Source organism: Nocardia otitidiscaviarum NBRC 14405, from assembly GCF_000308635.1.
GTDB lineage: Bacteria > Actinomycetota > Actinomycetes > Mycobacteriales > Mycobacteriaceae > Nocardia > Nocardia otitidiscaviarum.
Genome location: NZ_BAGD01000039.1, coordinates 35,767 through 51,909 on the forward strand (window position 1 = coordinate 35,767; position 16,143 = coordinate 51,909).

The window sequence follows — 16,143 nt, forward strand, 5'->3', positions numbered from 1 at the left end:
AGTTCGGTTCGCCGCGTTAGTCTTCGCTGATGGCGGATACACCGGCGAAACCCGTACTCGACGATATCGATCGACTGCTGATACGCGAACTGATTGCCGATGGTCGCGCCACCCTGTCCAACCTTGCCGAGAAGGCGAACCTGTCGGTTTCCGCCGTGCAGTCGCGGGTGCGGCGGTTGGAGGCGCGTGGCGTGATTCGCGGCTACACGGCGAATGTGGATCCCGAGGCGTTGGGTCAGATGCTGTCGGCATTCGTCGCGATCACTCCTCTCGACCCGTCGCAGCCCGATGACGCGCCCGCGCTCCTGCAACATGTACCCGGAATCGAGGCATGTCATTCGGTGGCCGGCGAGGAGAGCTACATGCTGCTGGTCCGGGTGGCGTCCCCCCGGCACCTGGAGCAACTGCTGCAAGAGATCCGCGCGACCGCGAACGTCAGGACACGAAGCACCATCATTCTGCAGACATTCTATGACAAGTAGCTCCAGATCGTAATTATTTCGTTGTTTACGGGTCTCGCCGTTAATTTTCCTTTACAGTGGTGGCGTGACCCTCGAATTCGATCGGCTCGGGGCGGTTGCCGAAACGACACTGGTCACCCCCGCCCGGGTGCACGAAATCCTGTCCGCTTCCATCCTCGCGGACGGTTTCGACATGGTCCTGGACCTGCGGAAATCCCGCGGTCTCCGTTTGGTCGACGCCCGTACCGGTGACGTCTACCTCGACATGTTCGGGTTCTTCGCCTCCAACGCGCTGGGGATGAACCACCCCGCGCTGGCCGACGACCGCGCCTTCCGCGCGAGCCTGTCGGACGCGGCGATCAACAAGCCCAGCAACTCCGATATCTACACCGTCGAAATGGCCCGCTTCGTGGAGACCTTCACGCGGGTGCTCGGCGATCCCCGGCTACCGCACCTGTTCTTCATCGACGGTGGCGGCCTCGCGGTGGAGAACGCCCTCAAGACGGCCTTCGACTGGAAGAGCCGCCACAATGAAATGCACGGTCGCCCAGCCGAACTCGGCACCAAGGTGCTGCATCTGACCGGAGCCTTCCACGGGCGCACCGGCTACACCATGTCGCTCACCAACACCGATCCGGTGAAGACGGCACGGTTCCCCACATTCGACTGGCCGCGCATCGAGACCCCGTACCTGGCCTCCGGGCGCGATCTGGAGGCCGCCGAGCGCCGCGCGCTGGACCAGGCCATTCGCGCCTTCACCGCGCATCCGCACGATATCGCCTGCTTCATCGCCGAACCCATCCAGGGCGAGGGCGGCGACCGGCACATGCGGCCGGAATTCCTGCGCACCATGCAGGATCTGTGCCACGACAACGACGCGCTGTTCATTCTCGACGAGGTGCAGACCGGCGTCGGTATGACCGGCAGCGTGTGGGCCTACCAGCAGCTCGGGCTGGAACCGGATGTGGTGGCCTTCGGCAAGAAGACTCAGGTGTGCGGGATCATGGCGGGCGGCCGGGTGGACGAGGTGCCCGACAATGTCTTCCGGGTGAGCTCGCGGCTCAACTCCACCTGGGGCGGCAACCTCACCGACATGGTGCGGTCGCGGCGGCTTCTCGAGGTCATCTCGCGGGACGGATTGGTCACGGCCGCAAAGGAACTGGGTGAGCATCTGCTGGAGCGGCTGACGACCCTGGCTGTCGACCACGCCGCGGTGAGCGATCCGCGCGGGCGCGGTCTCATGTGCGCCGTCACCCTGGAGTCGGCGGGTCTGCGTGACGAGGTGCTGACGCGCCTGCGGGAGGAGGAGCGGGTGCTGATCCTCGGCACCGGCGAGCGCGGCATCCGGTTCCGGCCGCCGCTCACCGTCACCGTCGCCGAACTCGACGAGGCCGTGGACGCCCTGGATCGCGTGCTGACCCGCTAGGGCTCGGCCCGGAACAGGGCCGGTGTCGACCGCACGTCGCACCGGCCTGTTCCGCCGCGCGCGGAAACCCCTATTCGACACCGAATCCGGCAACTGTTCCGCGCGCGGAACAGTTGGGTTCGCGGCCGTCGAGAATCGGTGACCAGCAGGCAATTCACCCGTTCCGACCAGCGCTTTTCTACTGGCGGGTAGCCAATAGCGATACCGGTCAGTAGCACCCGGCGGATTACAAAGGGGGCCTGGTACTGGTTACACTCGCGGCCATGACGAGTGTCCAGCAGCAGCCTTCGCCGGGGTCGGCGGGCGCCCCAGATATCCACACCACCGCCGGCAAGTTGGCTGACCTGCGCAGTCGCCTCGAGGAAGCCAAGCACCCGGTGGGTGAGGCCGTGGTCGACAAGGTGCACGCCAAGGGCAAGATGACCGCGCGCGAGCGCATTCTCGCCCTGCTGGACGAGGGCTCGTTCGTCGAACTCGACGCACTGGCCCGGCACCGCAGCGTGAACTTCGGCCTGGAGAACAACCGTCCCCTCGGCGACGGCGTGGTCACCGGCTACGGCACCGTCGACGGCCGCGACGTCTGCATCTTCTCCCAGGACGTCACCGTGTTCGGCGGCTCCCTCGGCGAGGTGTACGGCGAGAAGATCGTCAAGGTCATGGATCTGGCACTCAAGACCGGTCGCCCGCTCATCGGCATCAACGAGGGCGCGGGCGCGCGCATCCAGGAGGGCGTCGTCTCCCTGGGTCTCTACGGCGAGATCTTCCACCGCAATATCCAGGCCTCCGGCGTGATCCCGCAGATCTCGCTCATCATGGGCCCGGCCGCCGGCGGGCACGTGTACTCGCCCGCGCTGACCGACTTCGTCGTCATGGTCGACCAGACCTCGCAGATGTTCGTGACCGGTCCGGACGTCATCAAGACCGTCACCGGTGAAGAGGTCACCATGGAGGAGCTGGGCGGCGCCCACACCCACATGGTCAAGTCCGGTGTCGCCCACTACGTCGCCTCCGGCGAGCAGGACGCGCTCGACTACGTCAAGGACCTGCTGTCCTACCTGCCGAGCAACAACCGGGCCGAGGCGCCGCGCTTTCCGGCGTCGGACCCGATCGAGGGCGCGATCGAGGATTCCCTCACCGAGGAGGACCTCGAACTCGACACCATCATCCCGGACTCGCCGAACCAGCCCTATGACATGCACGAGGTCATTCGCTGCCTGGTCGACGACGACGAGTTCCTGGAGGTGCAGGCCGAGCGCGCGATGAACATCATCGTCGGCTTCGCCCGCATCGACGGCCGCAGCATCGGCATCGTGGCCAACCAGCCCACCCAGTTCGCGGGCTGCCTGGACATCGACGCCTCGGAGAAGGCCGCACGCTTCGTGCGCACCTGCGACGCCTTCAATATTCCGATCATCACCCTGGTGGACGTGCCGGGCTTCCTGCCGGGTACCGGCCAGGAGTTCAACGGCATCATCCGCCGCGGCGCGAAGCTGCTCTACGCCTACGGTGAGGCTACTGTGGGTAAGATCACAATTATCACCCGCAAGGCATACGGCGGCGCCTACGACGTCATGGGCTCCAAGCACATGGGGGCCGATGTGAATCTGGCGTGGCCGACGGCGCAGATCGCCGTCATGGGCGCGTCGGGCGCGGTCGGCTTCGTCTACCGCAAGCAGTTGCAGCAGGCCGCCGCGGAGGGCAGCGACGTCGACGCGCTGCGCCTGGAATTGCAGAACGAGTACGAAGACACCCTGGTCAACCCCTATGTGGCGGCCGAGCGCGGCTATGTGGACGCGGTTATCCCGCCCTCGCACACCCGCGGTCAGATCGTCTCCGCCCTGCGTCTGCTCGAACGCAAGATGGTGACGCTGCCGCCGAAGAAGCACGGCAACATTCCGCTCTGATGCGGCGATAAGCGCGGTATGGGGCGCACACTGAGTTGGGTACGGACGTGCAATTCCATACCGCGCACCATCGCCCCATCCGAGTGAAAATGGTTATGGCCAAACCCTCGCCGTCGAGGGAACCAACGAATACCGTTTGCGGACCGGAACCGATCCGGACGCGAACCAACCGCCACGAGCGGTGAACGGACAGGAGGACTGGCGCTGTGACGACCATGGCAGATGAAGAGGTTTTGCGCGCCGCCGAACTGGATCTGGCGGTCGACGAGTTCGTCGAGGTGGTCGACGCGCCCGTCGCCGCGGCCGAACCGGCCCACGCGGGCCCGGTGGTGCAGGTGCTGAAGGGCAATCCGACCGACGACGAGCTGGCCGCCCTGGTGGCCGTGCTCACCGCGGCCGCGGCGGGTGCCGCCGCCGCTCCCGCCGCCACCGGCCCGGCCGATATGTGGGGCCGCCCGACCCTGCTGCACCGCGGCACTTCGCCATTCTCGCCCTACGCGTTCCCGGCCCTGTCCCACCTGCGGGACTGAGCGGCTCCACCGGGTGCGACCGCTTCCGCGCGACCACGCGCGGCGTCGGACGCGCCTGCTGGAATACTGAGCGCCGTGACCGTATTCGTACTGGCCTCCGCGTCCCCGGCCCGGCGCGGCGTACTGCGCAACGCGGGTATCGAACCCGTGGTCCGGGTGTCGAATGTCGACGAGGACGCGGTCGCCGCCGCACTGCCCGCCAGCGCCACCCCGGAACGGGTGGTCGTGGAACTGGCGCGAGCCAAGGCACGCGCCGTCGCCGCCACCCTCGATCCCGTCGACTTCGCCGATTCCGTTGTGGTGGGCTGCGATTCGATGCTGCTGATCGACGGCGAGCTACAGGGCAAGCCGTTGACCGTCGAGGTGGCGCGGGCGCGCTGGGCCGAAATGGCCGGGCGCGCCGCGGATCTGCTCACCGGACACTGCGTACTGCGCCTGCGCGACGGGGAGATCGTCGCCGAAGCCGCCGATTGCAGCGGCACCACAGTGCATTTCGCCAAACCCGAACCCGAGGCGCTGGAGGCGTACCTGGCGTCGGGGGAGCCGTTGCAGGTGGCCGGGGCGTTCACGCTGGACGGCCGGGGCGGCTGGTTCGTGGAGCGGATCGAGGGCGATCCGTCCAGCGTCATCGGAATCGGGCTACCGCTGGTTCGTCGACTGCTTGCCGAGGTGGGGGTCGGAATTGCGGAGCTGTGGGTCGGCGCCGCGGAGCTGGGGATCGACACTGCGTAACTGTGGCGCCACCCGGCTGGTGGCCGGGGCCAGGCGCGGTTCCACCTCGTCGGCCTCGGTCGGCGGCTCCTCCGCGGCGGTGGCCGGGACCGGTTCGCCCGCAGGGGGTTTCAGCAGCTCCAGGCGTGCCACGCAAAGTTCCGGCTCCACGAACGGATGCAGCCGCACCTGCACGTGATCGCGGGCGCCGTTGCGGTCCAGCACTTCACGCATGAGACCCAGGTGCACGCCGCACACCACCTCCGAATGCGTGCGCGCGAGTTCGCGCAGCGGGCAGGCGGTGAGTCGGACCAGGGCCTGTTCGTCGGTCTCGCTGGCCGGATCGCGTTCCGGTGCGAAACCGAGTTCGGAGGCCAGGGTGATGGTCAGGTCCTTGGCGTCGTCCAGCGTTTCGACGGGCTGGTCGACCGATTCCATCTTCGCGCCCCACACCCGGCCCGCCGCCACGGCGGCATCGGAGCGTCGCCGCGGGTCGGTGCCCAGCTGGTCGGCCAGCACCTGCGCGAGCTCCTGATAACCCACTGATCGCTGTACGGCGGTATAGCCGATGCGCGGGCGTCCGCGACCGCGCGGCGGCTGCTGGAATTGGCGTACGAGCGATTCGCGGGTGAGCACGTCCAAATGGAAACGAACCGTAGTCACATGCTGGCCGGTGACCCGGGCGAGTTCCTGTGCGTCGAGAGGCTCGCTGGCGCCACGTAGGATCGCGAGCAGACGCCGTCGTGGCCAAGAATCGGACATAGCTCACCCCTCCTCCCGGGAGACTTTATCGGATGAAGCTGCGCTTTATTCGTTCAATCATCTGATTCGTGATCTGAAACGAGTTTCGTTACCGCCACCCGCTTACGATCGGTGCAGAGATCTTCAACCGTCACAACCTACCCACCGAGCGTGAAGGACCGACACCTTGCCCGTCGCCCCGGACCCGAATCCCTCGTTCGGCACCTACGCATATCCTCACCGACTAGTAACCACAGAATGGCTGTCGGCAAACATCGGCGCGCCGGGACTCAAGATCATCGAGACCAATGAGGACATTCTCCTCTACGACATCGGTCACGTCCCCGGAGCCATCAAGATCGATTGGCGAACCGAGCTCATCGACCCGCTCACCCGCGATGTCGTGAACGCGGAACGGTTCGCCGAACTCATGCGCATCAAGGGCATCGAACGCGACGACACCGTGGTCGTCTACGGGGACAAGGGCAACGGCACCGCCGCGGCCACGGTCTGGACCATGCACCTGTACGGGCATCAGGATGTGCGACTGCTCGACGGCGGCCGCGACGCATGGATCTCCGAGGCTCGCGACACCACCTTCGAGGTGCCCTTCGCCGGAGCGGGCGACTACCCGAAGGTGGACCGGGACGACCGCACGGCGCGGGCGTTCCGCGAGGACGTGGTGGACGGCCTCGGCGGATCGCTGGTGGATGTGCGGCCGCTGGCGGAGTACACGGGCGAACACACCCTGCTCACCGATCACGAACTGGAACGCGCACTGCGCGGCGGCCACATCCCCACGGCGGTGAACATTCCGTGGATGACCGCCGTCGGCCCCGATTCGCGCTTCCGGCCGCGCGCCGAACTCGACGTCGTCTACGGTGCGGTCGGCGCGGCGCCGATCGTCTACGGTCGGGTGGGCGAGCGGTCCGCGCACACCTGGTTCGTGCTCACCTTCCTGCTCGGTATCGAGGGGGTGCGTAACTATGACGGCTCCTGGACCGAATGGGGTAATGCGGTCGGAATGCCGATCGTCATGGGAGCCGAGCCGGGTACCGCACCCGAGATCGCCGCGCGCAGGTAGCGCCCACGGGCGTTGTAGAGTGTCGCATCGGTCACTCTTCGGGCCTACTCCTCGGTAGCCCTATCCCGACTCGGTGGTTGTTGGCAGACTGCCTACACTGCCCAAGACGAAAGCTTTGAGAGCACAGGAGGCTCAGTGCCCAACCATGCCAACGCGCAGATCACCAAGGTCCTCGTAGCCAATCGAGGCGAGATCGCCGTGCGCGTGATCCGGGCTGCCAAGGACGCCGGGATCGCCAGCGTCGCCGTCTACGCCGAACCGGACGCCGACGCGCCGTTCGTGCAGCTCGCCGACGAGGCGTTCGCCCTGGGTGGTCAGACCTCGGCCGAGTCGTACCTGGTGTTCGACAAGATCCTCGATGCCGCCGCCAAGTCCGGCGCCGACGCGATCCACCCCGGCTACGGCTTCCTGTCGGAGAACGCCGATTTCGCGCAGGCCGTGCTCGACGCGGGCCTCATCTGGATCGGACCCTCCCCGCAGTCCATTCGCGATCTGGGCGACAAGGTCACCGCGCGCCACATCGCCGAGCGCGCGCAGGCCCCCATGGCCGCGGGCACCAAGGACCCCGTCAAGGACGCGCAGGAAGTCGTCGCGTTCGCCGAGCAGTACGGCGTTCCGGTGGCCATCAAGGCCGCCTTCGGTGGTGGCGGTCGCGGCATGAAGGTCGCGCACACCATCGAGGAGATCCCGGAGCTGTTCGACTCCGCCGTGCGCGAGGCCACCGCCGCCTTCGGTCGCGGCGAATGCTTCGTGGAGCAGTACCTGGACAAGGCCCGCCACGTCGAGGCCCAGGTCATCGCCGACAAGCACGGCAATGTGGTGGTCGCCGGCACCCGTGACTGCTCGCTGCAGCGCCGCTTCCAGAAGCTGGTCGAGGAGGCCCCCGCCCCGTTCCTCTCCGACGAGGTGCGCGCCAAGATCCACGAATCCGCCAAGCGGATCTGCCGCGAGGCGGGATACTACGGCGCCGGCACCGTGGAGTACCTGGTGCAGGGCGAGACCGTGTCCTTCCTCGAGGTGAACACCCGCCTCCAAGTCGAGCACCCGGTCACCGAGGAGACCGCCGGCATCGACCTGGTGCGCCAGCAGTTCCGCATCGCCGAGGGCCACGAACTGAGCATCACCGAGGATCCGACGCCGCGCGGGCACTCCTTCGAATTCCGCATCAACGGTGAGGACGCGGGCCGCAACTTCCTGCCCGCCCCCGGCCCGGTCACCGTGTACAAGGAGCCGACCGGCCCCGGCGTGCGCGTGGATTCCGGCGTGGTCGAGGGCAGCGTCATCGGCGGCCAGTTCGACTCCATGCTCGCCAAGCTCATCGTCACCGGCGAGAACCGCGAGCAGGCGTTGCAGCGCGCCCGCCGCGCCCTGGCCGAGTACCAGGTCGAGGGCCTGGCCACCGTCATCCCCTTCCACCGCCACATCGTGGAGAACCCGGCCTTCATCGGCGACGGCACCAAGTTCGACGTCTACACCAAGTGGATCGAGAACGAGTGGGACAACCCCATCGAGCCCTACACCGGCGGCCAGCCCATCGAGGCGGACGACGATGAGCCCCGTCAGAAGGTGGTCGTCGAGGTCGGCGGCCGTCGCCTGGAGGTGTCGCTGCCCGGACAGTTCACCGTCGGCGCGGGTGCGACCGGTGGCGGCAACGGCGCGGGTGTCATCCGCAAGAAGCCGAAGCCGCGCAAGCGTGGCGGGGCCGGTGGCGGCGCCGCCTCCGGTGATGCCGTGACCGCGCCCATGCAGGGCACCGTGGTCAAGGTCGCCGTCGAGGAGGGGCAGTCGGTCGAGGCCGGTGACCTGGTGGTGGTGCTCGAGGCCATGAAGATGGAGAACCCGGTGACCGCACACAAGGCCGGTGTCATCACCGGACTGACGGTGGAGGCCGGTGCGGCCATCACCCAGGGCACCGTGCTCGCCGAGATCAAGTGAGTTCGCGCCGGATTCCGTAGTCCGGCAATGCTTCTCGAACGGGCCGCGCCAGCTGTGCGCGGCCCGTTCGCGCTGGCGCTAAGGTCGGTGTATGGCTGAACCACCCGACATTCGCATCGGCACCGCCGAACGCGAGGACGCCATGCGGCGGCTGTCGGATCACTTCGCCGCCGGGCGGTTGAGCGTGGCCGAATTCGACGAGCGCAGTGCGATCGTGGCGGCGGCGGTGACGCGGGGCGATCTCGAGCAGGTGTTCACGGATCTGCCCGCGCCGGTGTCGCTGGAGAAGCCGAAACCGGCCGCGCGCGGATTCCGTCTACCCGCCGGAGTGCCCGAACGGGTGATGCCGGTGGTCACCATTCTCGCGCTGATCCTGTTTCTGGTGACCCACCAGTGGTGGTTCTTCCTCGCCATTCCGCTGGTGGGCGCGCTGCTGTTCGGGGACCGCCGCGGGCACGGCCGCTGGCACTGACGACGGAAGGGCTGTATGGAACCCATCGAGATCAACGCGGGCGGATGGTATCTGCGCGCCCTGCGCGCCGATGAGCGCATCGACGACCGGCCCGCGCTGGCCGATGGCGGCATCACCGATCCCGACTATGTGGTGCGGCGGGCGCTGGAATGGGATGACGAGACGCACTTCTCCTGGGCGGTGTGCGTGCCCACCACCGCCGAGATGGTCGCGGAGATCGGCGCGACGCCCGAGGGCGACGGCACCGCCGTCATCTCCGGCTGGGCCCGCGACGGCTACGACACCGCTCTCGCCGACGGCCGCACGGCGGTGCGGCGTTTCGTCCAGGGCGCGCTGGGCCTCGAACCACGCGACATCCCCGTCGACCGCTGACCCGTCCGGTCCGGATATTTCCTGAACGTCGAAAAACTCTGCTTTACCTGCGGATTCGCTCGGCTGAGCGGAAATAATCGCTCGTGCCCACACAGGTCGCGGTGGGACTCTCGGGGCACCACCCGATACCGAGCCGAGCGGAGACGCACATGTGGGCCTGGAGCGAACACCACGCCGAATACGCGGCCGCGGCGAGCTGGACAACCTGGCGGACCCGCACGCCGAAACCGACCGTCACCGAACCACAACCCTGGACCGAACCGCAGCGGACCGAACCCGCCCGCACCGAAGCCCCCGGTGCTCGCCAGGCGGGCGAGCCCGGCGGCCGCGGGGCGGTCGGCTCTGCGGCCGATGATGTCGAGCCGGGTGCCGATGTGCGCTCGGCTACCGCCGCGCGCGCGAACGCCGGTCGATCCCCGCGCACCGTATCCAAGGCGGCCTCCGCGTGCGCGACCCGAACTGCGGGAGATGCGGCTGACCGGGGTGGTCAACTCTGGAGTGCCAGGTGCAGCAGCGGGTACGGGCGACCCTCTCCGTCCGTCTCGCTGCGGCCCGTGACGACGAACCCCTTGCGGACATAGAAGCCGACGGCCCGATCGTTCTGTTCGTTGACGTCCACGGTGCGGACGCCGTGCTCGGCGATCGTGTGATCGAGCAGGGCACCGCCGACCCCCTGCCCGCGCGCCTCGGCGTCCACGAACAGCATCACCAGATCACCCGCCGCCGTTCCGGCGAATCCCACGACGCGGCCGTCGAACTCGGCGACGGTCAACCGGACCTGAGGGAAGTACCCGCCCGCCAGCTGCCCCTCGATCTCGTCGCGGTCCGGGTCGGCGAGGAAATGATGCGTGGCATCGACCGCGCTACGCCAGATCTCGACGAGCCTCGGGTATTCGACGGGTCCCACGCTCGCACGCAATCGAATCACCGTCGGATTCTGCACGGCCGGACGTATTCGACGCCACTGATATCCGGGTACGGGTAGCGCGGTGCGGCGATGTCGGGAAGGGGCTCGCGCGGCGTGCGGCCGGACCGGGCGGCGGGGGGTGGGGGAGTAGCGTGCCGGGCATGGAACGGGCGCCTTTGGATATGGAGCGGCTGCGGCGGGAGATCGCCGGGGCGGCGGAGTTGGGGTTCTTCACCGGGATCGAGGTGGTGGAGTCGACCGGGTCGACCAATGCGGATCTGGTCGCGCGGGCGGCGGATCCGGGGGTGGATCGGGTGGTGTTGCTCGCCGAGGCGCAGGAGCGGGGGCGGGGGCGGCACGAGCGGGCGTGGGAGAGTCCGGCGCGGGCGCAGATCGCCATGTCGATCCTGGTGCGGCTGCCGGGGATCGATCCGGAGGTGCTCGGGTGGCTGCCGCTGCTGACGGGGGTGGCGGTGGTGGACGCCGTGCGTGCGGTCGCGGGCGTCGACGCCGCGTTGAAGTGGCCGAACGATGTGCTGGTCGACGGGCGCAAGCTGTCCGGCATTCTGGCCGAGGTCGCGGCCAGCGCACCCGATCCCGCCGTGGTGATGGGGATCGGTCTGAACGTGAGCCTCACCGAGGCCGAACTCCCGGTCCCGCATGCCACCTCGCTCGCCCTGCTGGGCGCCGCCGAAACCGACCGCACCGATCTGGCCCTGGCCATCCTCCGCGAATTCGCCCGCCGCCTCACCACCTGGCGCGCCGCGAACTGGTCGGTCACCGACCTCGCCGCCGCCTATCGCGAACGCTGCGCCACCCTGGGCGCCGAGGTCCGCGCCGAACTCCCCAACGGCCAGGCACTCACCGGCATCGCCACCGACATCGACGACCACGGCCGCCTGCGCATCGGCGACCACGCAGTCACCGCGGGCGACGTCACCCACCTGCGCCCGGCCTGAGCAACCTCCTGACCCGTCCGATCAGAGTCGGGGGGCCGGGGGTTGCGAGCGCGGCGTGGGCGGCGGCCGCGAATTCTCCTGCGCTGGAATGGCGGTCGGCTGGGTCGCGGGCCATGCCGCGGGCGATGACGGCGTCCAGTGCTCCCGGTAGCTCCGGGCGGACCACCGAGGCGCGGGGGCGGTCGGCATTGACGTGGGCGTACATGAGGCGGGCCGGGTTGCGGTCTCGGAAAGGTCGTTCGCCCGTGAGGCATTCGTAGAGCACGCAGGCCAGCGAGTAGATGTCGGAGCGTGCGGAGGCGGTGCCGGTGAACCGTTCCGGGGCCATGTAGGCGGGGGTGCCGACCACCATGCCGGAGAGCGTCACCGGGGTCTGCCCGTCCTGCTGGGCGGTGCCGAAGTCGATGAGGTAGGCGATGTCGTCGAGCGCCACCATGATGTTGGCGGGCTTGACATCCCGGTGGATCACCCCGGCCGCGTGCGCCTCGTCGAGTGCCGTCGCCACCTGCGCGACGAGTGTCACGGCCGCCGCGGGCGGGCGCGGCCCCTCCCATTCCAGCAGCGCCTCGAGATCGACCCCGTCGATGAAGCCGGTCTCGATGAACAGCCGTCCCTCCAGCTCCCCGAAGGTGTGCAGCAGCGCCACGTGCGGCCCGCGCAGGCGGGCCGCGGCGCGGGCTTCACGTTCGAAGCGCCGCCGATAGGAGGGGTCGGCGGCGAGAGCCGGGGCCAGCACCTTCAGTGCCACGGTGCGGTCGGTCAGGGTGTCGTGCGCACGCCAGACCTGCCCCGATCCACCACTGCCCAGCAGTTCGTCGAGGCGGTACCGACCCAGCTGACCGTCCCCCACGCCAGATCCTCTCGTACCGGACAAGTCTCACTGGGGGAACACCCTACGGCCTGGCTATAACGGCTGGAAAACGCTCAGGCGGGCTGCAGTTCGCCGCGCGCGGCCTCGCGGGCGAGCAGCCGGTCGCGCTGCTCCTCGAACTTGAGCACATCGGCCTCCATCTTCTCCAGCCAGGTGCCGAGCTGTTCGCGCGCCTGTTCGCCGCGCGTCCCGAAATCGGTGCGCTCGAAGATATTCCACTGCTTGAGCACGGGCTTGACCACCTCGTCGAGATGCTGGCGCAGATCGTAGATGCCGTGCTTGGCCATGAGTACGCCGTTGCGCCGGAAGTTGGGCATGCCGTAGCCGGGCATCACGAAGTTGGTGAGCACCTTGGTGATCGCCGCGATGGCCTGGTCCGGCACCAGATCCAGTCCGGCCCCGCACAGGGTGCGGTAGAAGATCATGTGCAGGTTCTCGTCGGCCGCGATGCGCTGCAGCATGCGGTCGGCGACAGGGTCCTCGCACACCCGCCCGGTATTGCGGTGCGAGACCCGGGTGGCCAACTCCTGGAAGGTCACGTACGCGACATTGTCGAGGAAACCGCCCCATTCGGCGGGCGACTTGGCCCCGTTGGTCATGTGCACCATGCGCGCCTGCTCCAGCGCGACCGGGTCGACGCCGCGGGTGACCACCAGGTAGTCGCGGATCACGATGCCGTGGCGGTTCTCCTCGGCGGTCCACCGCCCGACCCAGGTGCCCCAGGCCCCGTCCATGGAGAAGTTCTCGGAGATCTCCCGGTGGTAGGAGGGCAGATTGTCCTCGGTGAGCAGGTTGGTGACCATGGCGACCTTGGCGACCTCGCTGAGCTTGGACTGCTCCGGATCCCAGTCCACACCGCCCATGGCGGCGAAGTTGCGCCCCTCGTCCCAGGGCACGTAGTCGTGCGGATGCCAGTCCTTGGCCATGGACAGATGCCGATTCAGATTCTGTTCGGCCACCGGTTCCAGTGCCATGAGTATTTCGAGCTGGGTCAGATCCTTGGTCACACACGCCTCCTGTGTCTTGCGGGGTGGAGCAGGACTGTGCACATGCGCGGGACTAGCTGATGGTTCCCCCTACAGCCGAACGATTGTGCCGCAGAACAAGGTCCCGCGTGCGGTATTCGAAGCATCCTTCCGGGGTAATCTGCCGGTATGGCATATCCGGAGGAAGCGCTGGCACCGGACGAACAGCTGCTGCTGCATCGCCATCCGCACTGGAAGATGTTGTTCCTGCCCGCTGTCGCGTTCATCTTCGTGACCGCGCTGGCCGGTTTCGGCTTCGGTCTCGCGTCGCGCGCTCCGCTGGGGATACTGCGCACCGCGTTCATGATCGCGGTGCCGGTGGCGTGGGTGCTGTTGGTGATCTGGTGGTGCATCGTCCCGCTGATCGCCTGGCGAACCACGCATTTCATCGTGACCGACCGCCGGGTGCTGGTCCGGGAGGGCGTGCTCACCCACACCGGCATCGACATCCCGATGACGCGCATCTCCAGTGTGCAGTTCAGTCACGGCCTGTCCGACCGGTTGCTGGGCGCGGGCACCCTGACCATCACCTCGGCGTCGGAGGAGCCGCTCGAGTTCACCGACATCCCGCGGGTGCAGCAGGTGCACGGGCTGGTGTATCACCAGGTTTTCGATGTGGTGCAACAGGACCCGCGCAACGGCAACGGTCGTTAGCGCGTTCGGCCCGGTTCTACCCGTAGTCTTGGTCCGTGACCGCCGTACTGCTGGCCGAAGACGACGAGGCCATCGCCGCACCGCTGTCGCGGGCGCTGGGGCGTGAGGGTTATTCGGTGACCGTGGAGAGCTTCGGCCCCGCGGTTCTGCAGCGTGCCCTGGAGGGCGAGCACGACCTGCTGATCCTCGATCTCGGGCTACCCGGGATGGACGGCCTCGAGGTGTGCCGGCAGGTGCGGGCGCGTGGTGCGGATCTGGCCGTGCTCATGCTCACCGCCCGCACCGACGAGGTCGATTTCGTGGTGGGTCTGGACGCGGGCGCCGATGACTATGTGGGCAAGCCCTTCCGACTGGCCGAGCTGTTGGCCCGGGTGCGGGCGCTGTTGCGCCGCAGCGGAATCGGGGACGAGGCGGTGGAGGTCGGCGGTATCCGCCTGGAGCCCGCCGCGCGCCGGGTGCTGGTGAACGGGGTGGAGGTGAATCTCGCGAACAAGGAGTACGAACTGCTCAAGGTGCTGATCGACCGGGCCGGACAGGTGGTGCCGCGCGAGACCATCCTGCGCGAGGTGTGGGGTGACGCGGACCTGCGCGGTTCGAAGACCTTGGACATGCACATGTCGTGGCTGCGCCGCAAGATCGGCGACGAGGGGCCGGTGGCCGAGCGCCGGATCGTGACGGTGCGCGGCGTAGGCTTCCGCTTCAATACCGACTAGGTGAACAGCCTGGTCCGTGCGCAGGCGCGCACCACCGAGCAGCCCCCAGTGAAGCGAGGCATGTCGACGATGCGGCGCAGAATTCTCATGTCCATGGTGGCCGCGCTGACCTTGACGACGCTGGTCCTCGGCATTCCGCTGGCGTACACGGCGTGGCAGTGGGTCGAGGATATGACCCGCAACGATCTGCGTGGCCGCCTGGAGCGGATCTCCACGGAGGTGATCGCGCAGGAACCGGACGGTCTGGTGCACGGTGAGCTGGATCTGCGCTCGGTGCGCCCGCTCATTCCGGCGGGCGGCCGGTTGACCATCATCTATCCGACCGAGCGGACCGTCGCGCACCGCGTGGACGTCGGCGTCGACTACGTCGACGATCCCATCGTGGAGTCGCTGTCCATGGGCACCTCGGTCTCGCTGCGCCTGGAAACCCCTGCCTCCCCGATGCATTCGATGCAGCGCAAGGCGCTCGGCGCGGTGGCGGGCCTGGTGCTGCTGTCGCTGGGCGCGGGTATCGCGGTGGCCACGGTGACCGCGCGCCGGGTGGCCGATCCGCTGCGCGATGTGGCGGCTCGCGCCGCCCGGCTGGCCATGGGCGACTTCCGTGCCGACCCGCGCCGCCACGGCATCACCGAACTGGACCGGGTCTCCGATGTGCTGGATTCGGCGACCGTGGAGATCGCGGGTCGCCTGCAACGCGAGCACGCCCTGGTGGCCGACGTCTCGCATCAGCTGCGCAGCCGCCTGACCGCGGTGCGGCTGCGCCTGGACGAGCTGTCGGAGTATTCGGACCCGGATGTGGTGCACGAGGCCGAGGAGGCCATGGCGCAGGTGGATCGCCTCACCGACGCCATCGACGATCTGGTGCGCGCCTCCCGGGACGAGGGCGCGGCCGAGCGCGATCCGGTGCCGGTGATCGACGAACTGCGCGGGGTGGTGTCGGAATGGCGGCATCCGTTCGCGGAGGCGGGTCGCAAACTGGTGCTGGCGGGCGATCCGACGCTGCGCGCGCCCATCACCGGTTCCCGGTTGCGGGAGGCGGTGGCGGTGCTGGTCGACAATGCCCTCATGCACGGCGGCGGCACCTGCACGGTGTCGGTGCGCACGGTGACGGGCGGGCGGGACCGGGAGCCGCTGGTGTGCGTGGAGGTGGCCGACGAGGGCCACGGGGTGCGCGACGAACTCGCCCCGCACATCTTCGACCGCGGTTTCTCGGCGGGTGGTTCCACGGGTGTGGGGCTGGCGCTGGCCCGCGCCCTCATCGAGGCCGACGGCGGCCGACTGGAGTTGCAGCGTCGCCGCCCGGCGCTGTTCGCGGTCTTCCTGGGCGCGCCCGCCGCGAACCGCGTCCAGGGCGAGGTGGTCGCCGAACCGCGGTAGC

17 protein-coding genes are annotated in these 16,143 nt (G+C 68.4%); 13 read left to right on the forward strand and 4 right to left on the reverse strand.

The features are described from left to right. The first annotated feature begins 29 nt into the window (after positions 1-29). The 5 genes from ON31_RS06715 to ON31_RS06735 all read left to right on the forward strand — a co-directional run bounded on the left by ON31_RS06715 (position 30) and on the right by ON31_RS06735 (position 5,053). A complete protein-coding gene (locus ON31_RS06715; RefSeq protein ID WP_029925658.1) occupies positions 30-482 on the forward strand; it encodes an Lrp/AsnC family transcriptional regulator in 453 nt (150 codons plus the stop codon). Between the two features lie 64 nt (positions 483-546). Then, entirely contained in the window at positions 547-1,887 is a 1,341-nt protein-coding gene (lat, locus tag ON31_RS06720) for an L-lysine 6-transaminase (protein WP_081592270.1), read from the forward strand. 263 nt (positions 1,888-2,150) lie between these two features. Continuing rightward, positions 2,151-3,791 carry an acyl-CoA carboxylase subunit beta gene (locus ON31_RS06725; protein WP_039810469.1) on the forward strand — a complete coding sequence of 547 codons (1,641 nt, stop codon included), beginning with the start codon at positions 2,151-2,153 and terminating at the stop codon, positions 3,789-3,791. Between the two features lie 215 nt (positions 3,792-4,006). Beyond that, entirely contained in the window at positions 4,007-4,321 is a 315-nt protein-coding gene (locus tag ON31_RS06730; RefSeq protein WP_039810587.1) for an acyl-CoA carboxylase subunit epsilon, read from the forward strand. A gap of 75 nt (positions 4,322-4,396) precedes the next feature. Beyond that, the gene (locus ON31_RS06735) at positions 4,397-5,053 is read left to right on the forward strand and encodes a Maf family protein (protein ID WP_039810471.1); all 657 of its coding nucleotides are present in this window, start codon (positions 4,397-4,399) and stop codon (positions 5,051-5,053) included. On the opposite strand, the gene ON31_RS06740 is transcribed toward ON31_RS06735, so the two are convergent. After that, on the reverse strand, positions 4,961-5,794 hold the full coding sequence (locus tag ON31_RS06740; RefSeq protein WP_029925668.1) for a helix-turn-helix transcriptional regulator: 834 nt from the start codon (positions 5,792-5,794) through the stop codon (positions 4,961-4,963). The two genes, ON31_RS06735 and ON31_RS06740, sit on opposite strands and share 93 nt — an antisense overlap. A 166-nt stretch (positions 5,795-5,960) precedes the next feature. Here ON31_RS06740 and ON31_RS06745 point away from each other — a divergent pair, with 166 nt between their 5' ends. The 4 genes from ON31_RS06745 to ON31_RS06760 all read left to right on the forward strand — a co-directional run bounded on the left by ON31_RS06745 (position 5,961) and on the right by ON31_RS06760 (position 9,636). Next, positions 5,961-6,857, forward strand: coding sequence for a sulfurtransferase (locus tag ON31_RS06745; RefSeq protein ID WP_029925670.1), 897 nt, complete (start codon positions 5,961-5,963; stop codon positions 6,855-6,857). 135 nt (positions 6,858-6,992) lie between these two features. Further along, positions 6,993-8,792 carry an acetyl-CoA carboxylase biotin carboxylase subunit gene (locus ON31_RS06750; RefSeq protein WP_039810472.1) on the forward strand — a complete coding sequence of 600 codons (1,800 nt, stop codon included), beginning with the start codon at positions 6,993-6,995 and terminating at the stop codon, positions 8,790-8,792. A gap of 91 nt (positions 8,793-8,883) precedes the next feature. Next, complete coding sequence (locus tag ON31_RS06755) at positions 8,884-9,264, forward strand: DUF1707 SHOCT-like domain-containing protein (RefSeq protein ID WP_039810474.1); 381 nt, start codon at positions 8,884-8,886, stop codon at positions 9,262-9,264. A 15-nt stretch (positions 9,265-9,279) separates the two neighbouring features. Next, the gene (locus ON31_RS06760; protein WP_039810477.1) at positions 9,280-9,636 is read left to right on the forward strand and encodes a hypothetical protein; all 357 of its coding nucleotides are present in this window, start codon (positions 9,280-9,282) and stop codon (positions 9,634-9,636) included. A 487-nt stretch (positions 9,637-10,123) separates the two neighbouring features. Here ON31_RS06760 and ON31_RS06770 read toward each other — a convergent pair whose 3' ends face one another. Next, positions 10,124-10,579 (reverse strand): acetyltransferase, encoded by a 456-nt coding sequence (locus tag ON31_RS06770; RefSeq protein ID WP_195119780.1) that lies wholly within the window; start codon positions 10,577-10,579, stop codon positions 10,124-10,126. A 125-nt stretch (positions 10,580-10,704) separates the two neighbouring features. On the opposite strand from ON31_RS06770, the gene ON31_RS06775 reads away from it, so the two are divergent. Then, on the forward strand, positions 10,705-11,502 hold the full coding sequence (locus tag ON31_RS06775) for a biotin--[acetyl-CoA-carboxylase] ligase (RefSeq protein ID WP_039810482.1): 798 nt from the start codon (positions 10,705-10,707) through the stop codon (positions 11,500-11,502). Here ON31_RS06775 and ON31_RS06780 read toward each other — a convergent pair. Together ON31_RS06780 and ON31_RS06785 are read right to left on the reverse strand one after the other, a co-directional pair. Next, positions 11,480-12,352 carry a serine/threonine-protein kinase gene (locus ON31_RS06780; RefSeq protein ID WP_051036941.1) on the reverse strand — a complete coding sequence of 291 codons (873 nt, stop codon included), beginning with the start codon at positions 12,350-12,352 and terminating at the stop codon, positions 11,480-11,482. The genes ON31_RS06775 and ON31_RS06780 overlap by 23 nt on opposite strands. A 74-nt stretch (positions 12,353-12,426) precedes the next feature. After that, on the reverse strand, positions 12,427-13,380 hold the full coding sequence (locus tag ON31_RS06785) for an acyl-ACP desaturase (protein ID WP_039810484.1): 954 nt from the start codon (positions 13,378-13,380) through the stop codon (positions 12,427-12,429). Positions 13,381-13,527: 147 nt separating this feature from the next. Here ON31_RS06785 and ON31_RS06790 point away from each other — a divergent pair, with 147 nt between their 5' ends. From ON31_RS06790 to ON31_RS06800, 3 genes are all read left to right on the forward strand, one after another. Further along, the gene (locus ON31_RS06790; protein WP_039810487.1) at positions 13,528-14,052 is read left to right on the forward strand and encodes a PH domain-containing protein; all 525 of its coding nucleotides are present in this window, start codon (positions 13,528-13,530) and stop codon (positions 14,050-14,052) included. A 35-nt stretch (positions 14,053-14,087) separates the two neighbouring features. Then, positions 14,088-14,765 carry a response regulator transcription factor gene (locus ON31_RS06795; RefSeq protein ID WP_029925688.1) on the forward strand — a complete coding sequence of 226 codons (678 nt, stop codon included), beginning with the start codon at positions 14,088-14,090 and terminating at the stop codon, positions 14,763-14,765. A 69-nt stretch (positions 14,766-14,834) separates the two neighbouring features. After that, positions 14,835-16,142: a sensor histidine kinase gene (locus tag ON31_RS06800; protein ID WP_029925689.1), complete on the forward strand. Its 1,308-nt coding sequence runs from the start codon at positions 14,835-14,837 to the stop codon at positions 16,140-16,142. Position 16,143: the final 1 nt, after the last annotated feature.